The following is a 15,455-nucleotide window of genomic DNA, read 5'->3' as shown; positions in this document are numbered from 1 at the left end:
GATCAGCGCGACGGCTTCACGGTGCGCTCCAGCACGGTACAGATCGACTCGAAGGTGGCGTCGTCCAGCCATGGGCTGTTGGTGATGGTCAGCGAGCGCGCAGCGAAATCGCGGGCGTTCGGCAGCGGCGCGTCGGTAACCACGTCGCGCAGGTAGCCGTAGTCAGGCAGGGCGTGGATGAACAGGCGACTGACGCCGAGGCCGGCGGTCCATAGCGTCTGCAGCGCCTTGTCGCGCTGGGCCTGGTCGGGCAGCGTCAGCAGCAGGAACGGCCACGCGCCGCGCTGGCCGGGCGCGTCATCGAATGCCGTGATGCCGGCGATGTGGCGCAGGCGCGATACGCGCGGCAAAGCCTGTGCCCGCGTGGCTTCCAGGAAGGCCGGCAATCGTCGCAATGCACGCGTGCCGACCGCCTGCCGCCAGCGGCTGACCGTGTGCAGCGGTATGTCCGGACCGAAATCGTCGCCGACGGCCGCCACCGGATCGCCCGCCGCCAGCGCCTTGCGCAGCGGACGCCCGTAGGCCAGCGGCAGCAGGGAAGGGCGATAGGCGAGCGTGTAGCCGATCAGTTCCAGCGCCCGTTGCCAGTCCATGCGCCGGTCGGGTTTGATGGTGGCGTCGTGGCTCGCGCCGAAGGCATCGCGCAGCACCACGTCACGCGTCAGCAGCAGGCCGCCCTCGAACAGGGTGAGACCCTTGCCCACGGCGAGGCTGAAGAAGCCCGCATCGCCCAGCAGGCCGACGCTGCGGCCATCCTGCTGCGCACCCAGCGCCTGTGCCGCGTCTTCCAGCACGTAGGCGCCCGCGCGGTGCGCGATGTCGAGCGAAGCGTTCACGTCGGCCACGCGACCGGCAATATGGGTGGGAACGATGGCGAGCGTCTTCGCATTCGCCAAGGTGGCCAGTTGCACGATGTCCATGTCGAAATGGTTCACCGCGAGATCGCACAGGCGCGGCTTCAGGCCGGCGCGATGGATGGCCAAAGCCACCAGCGGGCAGGTCCACGCGGGCACGATCACTTCATCGCGTTGCGGACGCAGGCGATGCATCGCGCGCAACGCCACCACCATGGCGGCAGTGCCGGAGCATTCGAGCTGCAGGTGCGGCACGCCCAGCCAGGCAGCCACACGTTCGGCGAACGGTGCCTGGCCCGGCCACAGGTCGTTCAGGTGGAGCGGCAGTCCAGCGGTGGGCGGCAGCTCGCGGGTCATTAGAGCCTGCCCCATGCCGTTCCATAGCCCGCGCCGGAAGCTGTTTGCCCGCAGGTCAAGGAAGAGAGAGTGAGTGTATGTCGATACACGATCGAACGATGACGCAGGCCTGTGGGCAAACAGACCCGGCCCAAAGGGTTGCTCCAGTGAGACCCCCATAGCACGGCGTACGGCTTGACCTGGCGGCCAGCCAGGCGCCGCGCCGTCCACCACGCTCTGGGGGTCTCACTGGAGCAACGCGGGCTATGGAACGGCATGGGGCAGGCTCTCTAGTCGCCCGCGGTCACGCCCAGCGCACCCTTCGCTTCGGTCGGTGCGTCGTTCTCGGGGTGTGCGCTGCTTTCGGCGAACGCGAGGCAGATGATGCCCGCGACGATGGTCGCGGCGCCGATCACCCGCGGCCACGTCAGCGGTTCCTGGAACAGCCACACGGAGAACAGCATCACGCTGACTACTTCGAGATGCGTGACGGCGAACGCCGGGCCGATGGGCGCGTGCTTGAGCAGCGTCATCCAGGTGAAGAAGTTGCCGACGTAGCCGATCACCGCGACGTAGATCCACGGATGACCGAACACGCGCACGATCCACGCCCAGTTCGCCTCGGGCGGGAAGGCATGGTTGCCGGCGTACTTGAAGCTCAGCTGCACCAGGGTGTCGAACAGCACCAGGATGGTGAAGCCAATGGCGTAGAAGCGGGTGCGACTCATGCGATCAACCTCCGCCCGCCACGCCGACGATGGCCACGCCCGCGGTTACCAGCAGGATGCCGGTCACGCGCAGCGGGGTCAGCTTTTCTTTGAACAGGATGCGGCCGGCGATCATGATCACCACGATGTTGATCGAGCCCAGCAGCACGCCTTCGGAGAGATCCACCAGCGAGAGGAAGGCGATCCACACCAGGAATTCGACGACGTAGGACACCACGCCGATCCAGATCCACGGGCGCGACGCCATGTACTTCCAGCGCGCGACGCCGTCACCCGCACGCGGATCGCCGGCCGCCGCCTTGAAGGCGAGCTGGCCGACGGTGTCGAGGGTGACGTTCAACAGCCACAGTGCAACGACCAGGGGAGTCATGCGACTTCCTCAGGCTGCAGCGCGGGCGGCGGGTTCGTAGGTGGCGGCGATCTGCTGGAAGAACGCGGCGGAGCGATCGATCAGCACGCGGCGTTCGCGGTCGATGGTGATCATGTGATAGCTGTCTTCCAGCCACAGCGTTTCCACCGGGCCGGACACCGAGCGCTCCACCAGGTAGGCATTCTCGATGCTCGCGATGTCGTCTTCGGTGGCGTGTGCGATCAGGCACGGCGCGTTGACCTTGGGCAGGTCGCGACGCACCACGGCGGCCATCTTGTACATCTCGGCGAGCGACGGCCACGGGTTGCCCGGCAGGCCGGCCGCGGCGCTGTCGCCGCCCAGCATCAGCGAGCTGATCTGCTGGCGCAGGCGCTCATCGCGCAGGCCATAGGGTTCTTCCTCATGCACCATCCAGTTGCGGCCGATGCCGAGCTTGTCTATCAGCGGCAGCAGGAAGGAGAACTTGCCGTACCACGGCGTGGCCCAGCCATCGTACTTGAAGGTGGCGCCGTAGACGCCCACGCCCTTCACCCAGTCGGGATGATCGGCGGCGAGCTTCAGCGCGAGCACCGCGCCCATCGACAGGCCGGCGACGAACAAGTGGTCCACTTCCTGGCGGAACTGCTCGGCGGCCTTCACGACGCTGGCGTACCAGTCGTGCCAGTCGGTGGCGAGCAGGTCCTTGGCGTCACCGCAGTGACCGGCCAGCTGCATGCCGTACACGCTGAAACCGGCACGGTTCAGGCCCTTGCCGACCAGGCGCATCTCGGCCGGCGTGCCGGTGAGGCCGTGGATAAGCAGCACACCGCTGCGGCCGCCCTCGAAGCGGAACTCGACGTTCTGGATCACAGGGAAGCTCCGGTGCAGCAGGACGGGGACGTGAGGCTAAGCGGCTGGCGCTTGGGGAAGTGACAGTAAACCATGCGACCAGTCTGGCGGCGCTGCCTTTCCAAGAACTTTCGACCCCGGAGGCCTGCAAAACAGCGTGTTTTTCTGCGGATCAGGCCATCCACGAGGATGGCGGCCGATCCCGGCATTCAGGGGATGCGGGGCGCGGCGAGGCCTTAGTGGCCGTAATGCGAATTGGTGCCGCTCACCGAAATGCTCACGCCGCCGGTCGGGTGCTCGCAACTGCCGAAGGCCTGGCTGAGCGTGACGCCGCCACCGGTGTAGCTGCCGCTGACGTGCTTGCCGGACATCACGCCCATGCCGACGGCGCCGTGCATCTGGGGCTGGTTGTAGGTGGCGTCGTCGCAGGTAACGGCGGGTTGCTGGCTCAGCGCTGCCTGCGAATCCCCCATACGGCCGCTGGTATCGCCGTAATAGGTGCCCGGCGGGTCCTTCGCGTAGCCGCTGTCGCCGGTGTTGGCCTGGGGCGTCGTGGCCGATGCGGTCGGATGGGGCGCGGAAGGGGAAGCGGTCTGGGTCGTAGCGGCCGTCGCCGGCGTCGCGGTGCTGGCCGACGCGGCCGGCATGTTCGCGGGAATCTTCAGGTTCAACGGTGCGTTGCCGCTCTGCGCCCAGGCGGTCGCGGACAGCAGGCAGGCGGCGAGGAAGGCAGTGGTGCGGGCAGTCTTCATGGAAAAACTCCGGGGACGTATGACATCTAACGCGCAACCGTCGCCGGTGTGTACACGTTTCCGTTGGATTCCCAGGTTGGGTGCGAAGTTCCTGTTCATGCCGCTGTCTTGATCCGTGCGCTGTAGGAGCGCACCCAGTGCGCGAAAAGCCAACGGAGCGGGAATGCGGTAACGGCTGTTCCCGTTGGGCTCTCTTCCAGTAGCGCGACCGCGGTGCATTGGGGCGCCGCGGTCGCGCACTGGGTGCGCTCCTACAGGGGAGTGTCGTCAGCCCGTGGTCTCGATGCGCTCCACGCGACGCAGGCCCTGCGGCAGCAGGCCGCCGCGGGTGGCGCGGTTGCCGCCGTATTCGACCAGGCTCGACCACTTCAGCGTGAGCTTGCGCTGGCCGGCGTAGAGCGTCACTTCGCCCTTGCCCTCGGCGACCACGGCGACGCCGACGACCTTGATGCCGGCGGCGAGCTTGGCCTTGGGCACGTCGATCAGCTTGTTGCCCTTGCCCTTGTCCAGCTCCGGCAGCTCGGCCACCGAGAACATCAGCAAATGGCCTTCGGTGGTGACTACCACGATGCGGTCGCGCGCCGGATCGGCGCTGACCTGCGGCGCCAGCACCTTGGCGCCGTCGCCCAGCGTGATGATCTGCTTGCCGGCCTTGTTGCGGCCGGTGAGCGCCTCGAAGCGGGTCACGAAGCCGTAGCCGTGATCAGTCGCGAGGATCAGTCGCGTGTCGTTGTCGCCAGCGGCCAGCGCGTCGAAGCTGGCGCCCGACGGCGGGCTGAAGCGGCCGGTGAGTGGCTCGCCGTTGCCGCGTGCCGACGGCAGCGTATGCGCGGGCGTGGAGTAGCTTCGGCCGGTGGAATCGATCACCGCGACTTGCTGCGTGGTGCGCGCCTTCACCGCGGCAAGCAGGCTGTCGCCCTCGCGATAGTTGAGGCCGTCGGCGTCGACGTCGTGGCCCTTGGCGGCGCGGATCCAGCCCTTGGCGCTCAGCACCACGGTCACCGGCTCGCTGGCCACCAGCGCGCTTTCGTCCAGCGCCTGCGCGGCTTCGCGCTGTACCAGTGGCGAGCGGCGGTCGTCGCCGAACTTGGTGGCGTCGGCGCGCAGTTCTTCCTTGATCAGGCCCTTGAGCTTGGCCGGCGACTTCAGCAGCACGTTGATGCGCGCGCGCTCCTCTTCCAGCTGGTCGCGCTCGGCATTGATCTTCATCTCCTCGAGGCGGGCCAGCTGGCGCAGCTTGGTCTCGAGGATGTAGTCGGTCTGCTCTTCGCTGAGCTTGAAGCGCGCCATCAGCACCGGCTTGGGCTCGTCCTCGGTACGGACGATGCGGATCACCTCGTCGAGGTTGAGGTAGGCGATACGCAAGCCTTCCAACAGGTGCAGGCGGCGCTCGACCTTGGCCAGGCGATGCTCCAGGCGGCGCGTCACCGTGGTGGTGCGGAACTGCAGCCACTCGGTGAGGATGCGCTTGAGATCCTTCACCTGCGGACGGCCGTCCAGGCCGATCATGTTGAGGTTGATGCGGAAGCTCTTCTCCATGTCCGTGGTGGCGAACAGGTGCTGCATCACCTCGGCCGCGTCGATGCGGTTGGAACGCGGCACCACCACCAGGCGGATCGGATTCTCGTGGTCGGACTCGTCGCGCAGGTCTTCCACCATCGGCAGCTTCTTCGCACGCATCTGCGCGGCGATCTGCTCGAGAATCTTGGACGGGCTGACCTGGTGCGGCAGCGCGGTGATGACGATGTTGCCGTCGTCCATGTGGTAGACGGCGCGGGCGCGCACCGTGCCGGTGCCGCCCTGGTACATCGCCAGCAGCTCGTTGCGCGGCGTGATGATTTCCGCTTCGGTCGGGTAATCCGGACCCTGGATGTGCTCGCAGAGATCCGCGACGGTGGCGTCCGGATCGTCCAGCAGGCGGATGCACGCGCTCACCACTTCGCGCAGGTTGTGCGGCGGGATGTCGGTGGCCATGCCCACGGCGATGCCCATCGAGCCGTTGAGCAGCACGTGCGGCACGCGCGCCGGCAGCCAGCTGGGTTCCTCCAGCGTGCCGTCGAAGTTGGGCACCCAGTCCACCGTGCCCTGGCCGAGCTCGCCCAGCAGGGCCTCGGCGATCGGGCTCAGGCGCGACTCGGTGTAGCGCATCGCCGCGAAGCTCTTGGGGTCGTCCGGCGAACCGAAGTTGCCCTGGCCGTCGACCAGCGGGTAGCGGTACGAGAACGGCTGGGCCATCAGCACCATCGCCTCGTAGCACGAGGTGTCGCCGTGCGGATGGAACTTGCCGATCACGTCGCCGATGGTGCGGGCGGACTTCTTCGGCTTGGCCGTGGCGGCCAGGCCCAGCTCGCTCATGGCGTACACGATGCGCCGCTGCACCGGCTTGAGGCCGTCGCCGACGAAGGGCAGGGCGCGGTCCAGCACCACGTACATCGAGTAGTCGAGATATGCCCGCTCGGCGTATTCCTTGAGCGGGATCTGTTCGAAATTGGCTTGCAGATTCATGGAGTTGCGTCGTTTGGACTGCGCGCGGACGGCGCGCTTAACCGAGGGATGGTGCCAGAAAGGGGGGCGAGAGGCCTAGGGGCAGACCCGCTGGCGCCGCCCCTGTAGGAGCGCACCCAGTGCGCGAAAAGCCAACAGGGCGGAGACGCGGTAATGGCGGTTCCTGATGGGTTTTCGTCCATTCGCGTGACTGCGGTGTATCGAAGCGCTGCGGTCGCGCACTGGGTGCGCTCCTACAGAGGAGCAATTACTCCCGGACGCGCGTGCTCTCGACCCCCAGCTTGCGCAGCTGCGCCTGCACGCTGTCCGGGCCCGCCAGGTGGCCGGCGCCCACGGCGATGAAGCTCACGCCGGGCTGCTTGAGGCGCTCGGCGATGGTGTTGGCCCAGGCCTGATTGCGCTCGACGATCAGCCGTTGGTACAGCGTGGGGCTTTCCTTGCGGAGGTCTTCGTCCTCGACCTTGGCGATGGCGTCGGTGTCGCCGCGGCGCCAGGCGTCGACCAGTTCGCGCAGCTTGGCTGGGCCGTCGGCCACTTCCTTGAACGACTGGCGCAGGAAATCCAGCTGCATCGACTCGGGCAGGTCGGCCAGCATGCGGATCTGCTTTTCGGACGTCTCCAGGCCATCGACTGGCTTGCCAGCCTGCTGCATGCGAGCTTTGAGCTGCTTGTCCACGCCCTGGCCGGGGTCCATGCCGGCCTGCACCAGCGGCGCCACGGTGAGCGTCAGCGCGGCCAGCCACGGGCGCATCGGCTGCAGCGCGGCCACGCCGCCCGGCACCTTGGCCTCTTCGGCGGCCTTTTCGAGGCGGCGCATGTCGCGATCGTCGAGCTTCGTCGACAGCGGATGGCCGAAGTCCACGCCGTGCTGCATCACCAGCGCCTGCATCGCCGGGCTGTCATCGTCGACAATCTCGATGCTCAGCCGCTGGCTTTCCGCCAATGCCTTGTCCAGCGCGGGCGAACGCCAGTTCGTGTCCGATGGCAGCAGGTGCACGGTGCCGAAGAGGTAGATGGTGGCCTCACCGCGCCGCACAACCCACAAGCCCGGCTCGGCGAACGCCGTGGCGACCAGCAGCAGATTGAGGACGAGGGCAGCGGCAAAACGGGCGAGCAAGTTCACTACGACTCCTGTGGCGCGCCTCAGTGCGAGGCGGCCGGCTGGTTCTCCACGGCGAGCAGGAAGCGCGTCAGGCCGCTGAAATAGGTTTGCTGGTCATCGTACATCGCCATGTGGCTGCCCTTGGCGCACAGCAGGAACCGGCCACGCGGCAATTTCGCGGCCATGGCCTTCATGTAGCGCGGGTCCATGGTGTCGTACTGCGCGCCGATCACCAGGGTCGGCACGGTGATCTCGTGCAGGTCCTTGCTGCGGTCCCAGTGTTCCAGGCGGCCGCTCGCACCCAGCTCACTGGGGCCTTGCATCAAGGCGTACACGTGCTCGTTCATGTGCGCAAAGGCGCGATTGACCGGATCGGGCCACTGCGCCTGCGGCATGCGCAGCACGTGCTGTTCGTAATGCATGGGCGTGAGGATGGCCATGTAGCGCGGGTCGTCGGTGTGGCCGCTGGCCTCCATCTGCTTCACTTCGGCCAGCTGCTTTGGATCCATCGCCGGTTCGATCACGTCGCGCGCATAGGCGTTGTACGCGGGAATCGAATCCATCATGTTGGAAATCACCAGGCACTTGAGGTGCTGCGGGTACTTCAGCGCGTACTCGATGGCGAGAACGCCGCCCCATGAATGGCCGAGCAGGCAGAAGTTGTCCTTGTCCAGGTGCAGCGCCTGGCGCACCTGTTCCACCTCGTCGACGAAGCGGTCGGTGGTCCACAGCGAGTCGTCCTTGGGCTGGTCGCTGTAGGCCGAGCCGAGCTGGTCGTAGTAGTAGTACTCGATGCCGGCGGCCGGGAAATAGCTGTCGAAGGCTTCGAAGTATTCATGCGTGGCGCCGGGGCCGCCGTGCAGCAGCAACACCTTGAGCTTCGGGTTGTTGCCCACCCGCTTGGTCCAGACGTGGAACTTGCCCTTGGGCGTGTTGATTTCGATCTGCTTCACGCCGCCGCTGAGCACGTCGTCGTGTCCGTTGCGGTCGAAATAGGAAGCCAGCGTCGGTGTCTGTGAGGCCATGGCCAGGCTGCAGCACAGCCAGCCGGCGACGAGCAGCAAAAGCAGTCGTGCTTTCATGAAAACCTTCCCCCCGGAATGGTCCGCTCACTATCGTGCGCGGTCGCCGGGGGCGCAAGCGGATCAGCGTGGCACGCGATAGCCGCCCAGCACGCCGCGTGGACTCAGCGTGAGCTGCCAGAGCTGGTCGCGGCGGCTGCGGAACACGGCCGCGGACACGGACAGGTAGAAATGCCACATGCGGCGGAAGCGGTTGTCGTAACGTTTGGATAGCTCGGGCCATGCGGCATCGAAGTTGGCTCGCCACGCGGTGAGCGTGCGGTCGTAGTCGGCGCCGAAGTTGTGCCAGTCTTCCACCACGAACAGATCCTGCAGCGCGGCGGTGACCTGTGCCGCGGAGGGAATCATCGAATTGGGGAAGATGTACTTCTCGATCCACGGGTCAGGCCGGCTGGGCGCGCTGTTGCTGCCGATCGAATGCAGCAGGAACAGGCCATCCTCGCGCAGGCAGCGACGCGCCACTTCGAAATAGGTGCGGTAGTTGAGTGCGCCGACGTGCTCGAACATGCCGATGGAGAAGATCGCATCGAAGGGCTCGTCCAGTTCGCGGTAGTCCTGCAGGCGGATCTCCACCGGCAGGCCGGCGCACAGCTCGCGGGCGAACTCGGCCTGCTCCTGTGACACGGTCACGCCCACGCCTTCCACGCCGTAGTTCTCGGCGGCGTACTTGAGTGCTTCGCCCCAGCCGCAGCCGATGTCCAGCACCCGCTGGCCAGGCTGCAGGTTCAGCTTGCGGCAGATCAGGTCGAGCTTGGCGAACTGGGCCTCGTCGAGGTTGCCAGCCTTCGCCCAGTAGCCGCAGGAATACACCAGGCGCTTGCCGAGCATGGCCTGAAACAGGTCGTTGCCGCGGTCGTAGTGGGCCTTGCCGATCTCGAACGCATGTTCGCCGCGCTGCAGGTTGATGAAGCGTGCCTTGAAGTGGGCAAGCAGCGTATCCAGCGTCTTCAGTTCGGCATCGATGTGGGCGCGCAGCATGCGGGTGAACATGCCAGGCAGGTCGTCCGCGTCCCACCAGCCGTCCATGTAGCTTTCGCCGAAACCCAGCGAACCATGGGCAAACACGCGCGCGTAGAGGCGTTCATCATGCACGCGCAGGTCGGTCGGCGCGGAACCATCGAGATGGATGCCGGCATGCTCAAGCAGAGCGGCGGCGCGTGACTTCAGTGAATCCTGGCTCATGCGTTCCTCGTGTGGCGTGACGAAGACCTGGCTGGCGAATGCAGGATGCCTCCACGGCCATCGCCGGGAGGCGAGCACAGCCGTCAGTCCACGGCGTTCTTGCCCAACGTACCGAAGCTTGCGGGACTCATTGCATACACTGCGTCGACGCCGATGGTTCTCACGGTATCCAGCAGCGTTTTGGCCTGCTGTGGATTCAGCAGGAATTCCACCTTCACGGCGAGATCGTCGGCCAGTTCGAAGAACTGCTCTTCGTGCAGCACGCCATGACGGCCATAGCCGCAGATCGCGCGAAAGGCGGAGCCGCCGCCGATGCCATGCTTCTTCGCATGTTCCAGCAACCATTCGTAGACGAGTTTGCCGTCGTGCCGCGCACGCGTGTGGCAGTAGAAACTGATCAAAACGCCCTGGGTTTCCATGTCGTCTTCTCCTAGCTGCGTAGCACGGCGCGGGTGAGGACGATGCCCGAGACGGTCATCGCGATGGATCCGGCCAGATGCAGGGCCAGGTGCCCGCCGAACCAAAGATACTGCTGGCGCAGCAGCAGGGTGGTGGATTCGGCCGAGAAGGTGGAGAACGTGGTGAGCCCGCCAAGGAAGCCGGTCGCCGCGAACAGGCGCACTTCCGGCGGCAGGGTCTGGAAGTGGTCGAACACGCCCAGCACGATGCCCATCAGCAGGCCGCCCAGCAGGTTGGCGGCCAGCGTGCCCAGCGGCACGGTGGGAAAGACGGGGTTGAACAGCACGCCCAGGGTCCAGCGCAGCCAGCAGCCCAGCGCGCCCCCGATGCCAACAGCCACAAAACCGGTAAAGCCCACGTTCGTCTCCTTGAGTCTTGGGGACTTCATACGTATCGAGGACTTCGCGGAAACAGGCACGCGCCTGCGCCCCGGAAGTCCCGGCGGTGCAGGCATCATCAACCCGAGGGTGGTTTGCCCCGTGCGCGAGGCCGGAGCGGGAGGCATGCCATCTCCCTGCCGGCCATGCTAGCGGATGATCGGCCGAACGTCATGGCTCGGTAGGCTATGAGGCGCCGCTATACTTTGCGCTCCTCGCCCGCCTGCACCCTGCCATGACTTTTACCCCGCGCCCCGTCCGGCGCAGCCTGCCGTGGCTGCTGGCGGGTCTGTCGATGATCGGTCCGTTCTCGATCGACGCCGTGTTCCCGGCGTTCCCGCTGATCGGCAGCCACTTCGGGGTGGACAGCACGCAGCTGCAGCAGATGATCAGCATGTACCTGATCACCTATGCGGTGATGAGCCTGTTCCACGGCGCCATCGCCGATGCGATCGGTCGCAAGCCGGTGATCGTGGCGGGCATGGTGGTCTACTCGCTCGCCTCGGCCGGCGCGGCGATGTCCACCTCCTACACCATGCTGCTGACCTGTCGCGCCTTGCAGGGCGTGTGCGCCGGTGCAGGCCTAGTGGTCGGACGCGCCATCGTGCGCGACAGCCTGGAAGGCGCGGCTGCGCAGCAGCTGATGTCGCGCGTGATGATGATCTTCAGCGTGGCGCCGGTGATCGCACCGATCGTCGGTGCGCAGCTGCTGTTCCTCAACGGATGGCACGGCATCTTCTGGGTGCTGATGGGTTTCACGCTGATGCTGTCGGTGGCGCTGATGCTGTTTCTCGAGGAGACCCATCCGCCGGCGGCGCGTACGTCGTTCCACCTGGGCGACCTGGTGCGTGGCTACCTGAGTTTCGGGCAGGACCGCGTGTTCTGGCCGTTGCTGATCTCGCTGTCGGTGAATTTCGCCGGGCTGTTCCTCTACATCTCCTCGGCGCCGCACATCGTGCGCGACCTGCTGCACCTGTCGGCACAAGGGTTCCCGTGGTTGTTCCTGCCGGTGGTCGGCGGTCTGGTGATGGGCGCCTGGTTGTCCGGTCGCCTGGCCAGCCGGCGCAGCGTGGTGTTCACCGTCAACCTCGGCTACGGGGCGCTGCTGGCAGCCTGCGCGCTGCACGTGTTGATTGCGCTGGTGACCACGGACCCGGTGTTGCCATGGTCAGTGCTGCCGCTGGTGCTGCACGGCGTCGGCGTGCAGCTCGCGTTCCCGACACTGACGCTGCTCTTGCTGGATCGCTTTCCGCACCGGCGCGGTGGCGCATCTTCGGTGCAGGCGTTCTGCAGCCTGCTGCTGTGCGCGTTCATTGCGGGCGTGATGTCGCCGATGCTGTCCGGCCGCATGCTCTACCTCGCGCTGGGTGCGAGCACGCTGACCCTGGTCGGCTGGTGGTCATGGCGCTGGTACCAGCGCCTGACCCCGCGATCGCCACCGGCGCCGCGGGTGCCTGCGGTGGAAGTGGAGCTGCAGGAAGAGGCGTCGTGAAAGCGGAGCACTCCGGGCCCCAGGCGGCCGTCATTCCGGCGCAGGCCGGAATCCAGTAGCCGCACGGCCTGGCTGTCGCAGCGCGTCAAGACGCTTTTGCCAGAAAGCCGAGCGGCGATGACGGAGAGAATCGAACCGCTACCGTTACTGGATTCCGGCCTGCGCCGGAATGACGGATCGGGGTCGCAGCCGCGCCTCTCAATGCTCGCTGATCTGCACGTCCTTCATCAGCAGGTTGAGCTTGCCCTTCATGGTGTCTTCCGGTCGCGGCCCGTCCACGCCGTAGAACGCCGTGTACAGCACGCCCGGCTGGGCCTGTGCCGATACCGGCGTGCCGCCGACGGTGCCGATGTAGGTCATGTCGTTTTCGCTGTAGGGCACGCCGTCGTCAGGATGGCTGCGCTGCACGATCTTGCCCCAGGAGTTGCGATAGCTGTCGTCCAGCTCGTCGCTCGGCGCGATGTGGCGGTTGAAGCTGATGCGCTCGGCGTTGTCGACGTTGGACTTCACCACCACGTTGCTGACGTCCCACACCACTTTGCCGCGGTCCTCGAAATAGGACATGCCGAGCACCAGCTGGCTGTTCTGGTCGATCTTCTGCAGCTCCGGCGTATAGGCAAAACCCAGGCGCCGCGAGCGGTAGCGGAAGTCGGTGCCATAGTCGAAGCGGATGGCGATGTCCGTGAGCACCGAGGGCAGCAGCTCGGTGTTCGCAAGGAAGTCCTTCCACTGCGCCAGCGTGCCGCTGTAGGCGAGATAGACGAAGTCGGTGAGCGCCTTGAGGTCGCCCATCTCCTCGTGTTCGTTCTTGGCGGGTGCGATGCGCATCATCGCTGCATAACCATCCGGCACGGGCAGCAGGAAGGCGATCAACACGGAATTGTCGTAGGCCATCGGCCATTCGCGCACCTGCCAGCGACGCTGGTAGGCATCGGTGTACACGTGCTCGACCGATGGCTTGCCCAGCGAGGTCACCTTCACCTGCTCGGCGCCCACGTGGCGCTGCAGCGGCGCGGCCTTCAGCAGCAGGTCCATGAACAGCTTCGAATCGCCGTAAAGCTGCTTGCTGCTGATGTCATCGGGCTTGCGCATGTGGAACATCAACTGGCTGCCGACGGCCGCCTTGGCCACAAAGCCGTTGTGCGCGAGCGTGCTCTTGGTTTCATTGGTGCCGGCGATGACCCAGGTGCCGTTGCTGCTGCGATGGAGCAGGGTGGGGAAGGCATCGAGGTTGGAGCCCGTATGCAACAGGCGCGCGGAGCCTGCGCCCTTGGGGAACATCGTGCTGGCGTTCTCCGCCAGCAGATCGTGCAGCTGCCGGTCGGCGCTCGCGTTGTAGGCCTTCTGGAAGGCCGCGCTGAAATCCGCAAAGCTCTTGGGCAGCGGAAATTCCGTCTTGAACCGGCCGGACTGCTTGCTGTCGATCACGTCCAGTTGATAGAGCCCGCGCGTGTCCGCCACCGCGAGGTTGGCTGGGGCCTTGAGCACGAAGTCGATGGGCAGGGCGTAGTTGAGGTTTTCGTCGGGCGACTTCATCAACACCACGCCGACGACCTTGCCGTCCTTGTCCAGCAATGGACCACCGCTGTTGCCCGGCGATGCGGCGGCGGAGAAGCGCATCCACTGCCAGCGTCCGTCTTCCTCCTCGGGCGTCTGCGAGGTGTACAGGCCATCGCGGATCACGATGCCGGTACCGAGCGCGTTGCCCACGGCATAGACCACGTCGTTCATGGTCGCGTGGGTATTGGGTTCCAGCGGGGTGACCTTCGGCGGGTCCTTCAGCGTGAATTCGACGAAATCCTGTTGCAGCGAGAAGCGCGTGACCTTGTCGATGGCGAACACATGGCCGCTCGCATCGCGCAACGCCGGTTCGCCCATCAGGCTGTCGATGCCCAGCGAGAGGACGTGGCCGGCGGTGACGAAATGGTTGTCGCCCAGCGCGAAGGCCGTGCCGACCGAGTAATACTTGTCGTTGCGCTGCTGGAACGGCAGCTGGTCCAGCGGCAGCGGCCGTTCGTAGGTGAGCGGATCGTTCACCGGTTTGGGAATCACCACCTCGAACGTCGCGGCCTGCACATGCGGCAGTTCGGCGGGATCGAGCGTGGCGGCGCGCAGTGCCGGTGCAAGGGCCAGGCAGGCGAGCAAGACGGCGGTACGCCGAATCCGCCGGAGCTTCGTTGTGGTCACGTGCCGAACGCGAACTGCCCGCTGATCCATGGACTCCCCTCGATGTCGCTGGCGCCACGGCGGCGCCGATCCCGCGCCGAGTGTAGCGAAGGTTTCTTGCAACGAAACGGGGCGGGGCGCCGGCCATGACGCTGCCACGCCCGCGGCTTCGCAAGGCCATGCGGATGTCCCTTTATGGCGCGCCTGGCACTAAGCTGCGCCCATCGCACCGGAGCGATACATGCCCGATCCCATCGCCGCCAGCACCCTGCAACTGCCACCCGGGCCATGGGCGACGGTGCTGGATGCCTTGTGCGCCCGCTTTCCGCAGATCGGCCGCGAGCAGTGGCTGGACCGCTTCGCCCGCGGCAGGGTGCAGGACGAAGCCGGTGCGCCGCTGGCGGCGGACATGCCGCACCGGGCTGGCTTGTGCGTGCGCTATTTCCGCGAGGTGGATGACGAGGCGGTCATTCCCTTCCAGGAAACGCTGCTGCACGTCGATGCGCATCTGGTGGTGGTCGACAAGCCCCATTTCCTGCCGGTGACGCCGGCGGGCGGCTTCGTGGAGGAAACGCTGCTGAACCGGTTGGTGCGCAAGCTGGGCAATCATGACCTCGTGCCGCTGCACCGCATCGATCGCCACACGGCAGGCCTGGTGATGTTTTCCGCGCATCCCTCCAGTCGCGCTGCCTATCAGTCGCTCTTTCCCCGGCGCCGCATCGACAAGCATTACGAGGCGTGGGCGCCGCCATTGTCCGGGCTGGCGTTTCCGCATGCGCATCGGTCGCGGATCGAACATGGCGAGCCGTTCTTTCGCATGCGTGAAGTCGAAGGTGAACCCAACAGCGAGACGCGGATCGACGTGATCGAGCGCGCGGGCCTTCACTGGCGCTATGCGCTGCAACCGGTTACGGGCAGGAAGCACCAGTTGAGGGTGCACATGGCCAGCCTCGGCGCACCGATTCTGCATGATCCGTTTTATCCGGAGCTGGCCGAGCCGGCGCCGGACGATCATGCAAGGCCGCTGCAGCTGCTGGCGAAGAGGCTGTCTTTCGTCGACCCATTGAACGGCAGGCAGCGCGAATTCGTCAGCGAGCTGGAATTGGTGCGACCGGAGTAGGGCGGTCCGGCAACCTCATATCGCGTTGAGCTGCCCAGCCGCGCCGGTGGCGAAAGCGCAAAGCCTTCGCCGCCTCGCTAAAATGCGTCGCTGGCCCTTTGG

Annotated in this window: 14 protein-coding genes and 1 riboswitch; of the genes, 2 read left to right on the top strand and 12 right to left on the bottom strand. The window is 66.1% G+C overall.

Translation table 11 applies throughout. The features are described 5' to 3' along the window. Positions 1–2 precede the first annotated feature (2 nt). The 11 genes from CA260_RS14745 to crcB all read right to left on the bottom strand — a co-directional run bounded on the left by CA260_RS14745 (position 3) and on the right by crcB (position 10,556). A complete protein-coding gene (locus CA260_RS14745; protein ID WP_238149775.1) occupies positions 3–1,226 on the bottom strand; it encodes a DegT/DnrJ/EryC1/StrS family aminotransferase in 1,224 nt (407 codons plus the stop codon). Positions 1,227–1,480: 254 nt separating this feature from the next. Then, the gene (locus tag CA260_RS14740; protein ID WP_111983808.1) at positions 1,481–1,918 is read right to left on the bottom strand and encodes a DMT family transporter; all 438 of its coding nucleotides are present in this window, start codon (positions 1,916–1,918) and stop codon (positions 1,481–1,483) included. Positions 1,919–1,922: 4 nt separating this feature from the next. Beyond that, on the bottom strand, positions 1,923–2,288 hold the full coding sequence (locus CA260_RS14735; protein WP_038616166.1) for an EamA family transporter: 366 nt from the start codon (positions 2,286–2,288) through the stop codon (positions 1,923–1,925). 9 nt (positions 2,289–2,297) lie between these two features. After that, complete coding sequence (locus CA260_RS14730; protein WP_111983807.1) at positions 2,298–3,137, bottom strand: alpha/beta hydrolase; 840 nt, start codon at positions 3,135–3,137, stop codon at positions 2,298–2,300. A gap of 215 nt (positions 3,138–3,352) precedes the next feature. Continuing rightward, positions 3,353–3,868: a hypothetical protein gene (locus CA260_RS14725; protein ID WP_111983806.1), complete on the bottom strand. Its 516-nt coding sequence runs from the start codon at positions 3,866–3,868 to the stop codon at positions 3,353–3,355. 267 nt (positions 3,869–4,135) lie between these two features. Further along, the gene (gene parC, locus CA260_RS14720) at positions 4,136–6,373 is read right to left on the bottom strand and encodes a DNA topoisomerase IV subunit A (protein WP_111983805.1); all 2,238 of its coding nucleotides are present in this window, start codon (positions 6,371–6,373) and stop codon (positions 4,136–4,138) included. Between the two features lie 247 nt (positions 6,374–6,620). Beyond that, complete coding sequence (locus tag CA260_RS14715) at positions 6,621–7,496, bottom strand: TraB/GumN family protein (protein ID WP_111983804.1); 876 nt, start codon at positions 7,494–7,496, stop codon at positions 6,621–6,623. Positions 7,497–7,516: 20 nt separating this feature from the next. Then, a complete protein-coding gene (locus tag CA260_RS14710; RefSeq protein WP_202864098.1) occupies positions 7,517–8,557 on the bottom strand; it encodes a proline iminopeptidase-family hydrolase in 1,041 nt (346 codons plus the stop codon). Between the two features lie 63 nt (positions 8,558–8,620). Continuing rightward, positions 8,621–9,739: a cyclopropane fatty acyl phospholipid synthase gene (gene cfa / locus CA260_RS14705; protein ID WP_111983803.1), complete on the bottom strand. Its 1,119-nt coding sequence runs from the start codon at positions 9,737–9,739 to the stop codon at positions 8,621–8,623. 83 nt (positions 9,740–9,822) lie between these two features. Then, the gene (locus tag CA260_RS14700) at positions 9,823–10,158 is read right to left on the bottom strand and encodes a DUF190 domain-containing protein (protein ID WP_111983802.1); all 336 of its coding nucleotides are present in this window, start codon (positions 10,156–10,158) and stop codon (positions 9,823–9,825) included. Between the two features lie 11 nt (positions 10,159–10,169). Then, positions 10,170–10,556 carry a fluoride efflux transporter CrcB gene (gene crcB, locus CA260_RS14695; protein WP_111983801.1) on the bottom strand — a complete coding sequence of 129 codons (387 nt, stop codon included), beginning with the start codon at positions 10,554–10,556 and terminating at the stop codon, positions 10,170–10,172. 82 nt (positions 10,557–10,638) lie between these two features. Continuing rightward, a riboswitch (Fluoride riboswitch) is annotated at positions 10,639–10,721 on the bottom strand. An 89-nt stretch (positions 10,722–10,810) separates the two neighbouring features. Between crcB and CA260_RS14690 the strand changes: the two genes are divergently transcribed. Then, on the top strand, positions 10,811–12,067 hold the full coding sequence (locus CA260_RS14690; RefSeq protein WP_111983800.1) for a multidrug effflux MFS transporter: 1,257 nt from the start codon (positions 10,811–10,813) through the stop codon (positions 12,065–12,067). 198 nt (positions 12,068–12,265) lie between these two features. Here CA260_RS14690 and CA260_RS14685 read toward each other — a convergent pair whose 3' ends face one another. Beyond that, positions 12,266–14,254 (bottom strand): S1 family peptidase, encoded by a 1,989-nt coding sequence (locus CA260_RS14685; RefSeq protein WP_238149774.1) that lies wholly within the window; start codon positions 14,252–14,254, stop codon positions 12,266–12,268. 220 nt (positions 14,255–14,474) lie between these two features. On the opposite strand from CA260_RS14685, the gene CA260_RS14680 reads away from it, so the two are divergent. After that, positions 14,475–15,353, top strand: a complete 879-nt coding sequence (locus tag CA260_RS14680; protein ID WP_111983798.1) for a pseudouridine synthase — start codon at positions 14,475–14,477, stop codon at positions 15,351–15,353. Positions 15,354–15,455: the final 102 nt, after the last annotated feature.

The organism is Dyella jiangningensis (genome assembly GCF_003264855.1).
Classification (GTDB): Bacteria; Pseudomonadota; Gammaproteobacteria; order Xanthomonadales; family Rhodanobacteraceae; genus Dyella; species Dyella jiangningensis_C.
The sequence above is the reverse complement of the archived record's forward strand: the minus strand, read 5'-3'. Positions and strand labels throughout refer to the sequence as shown.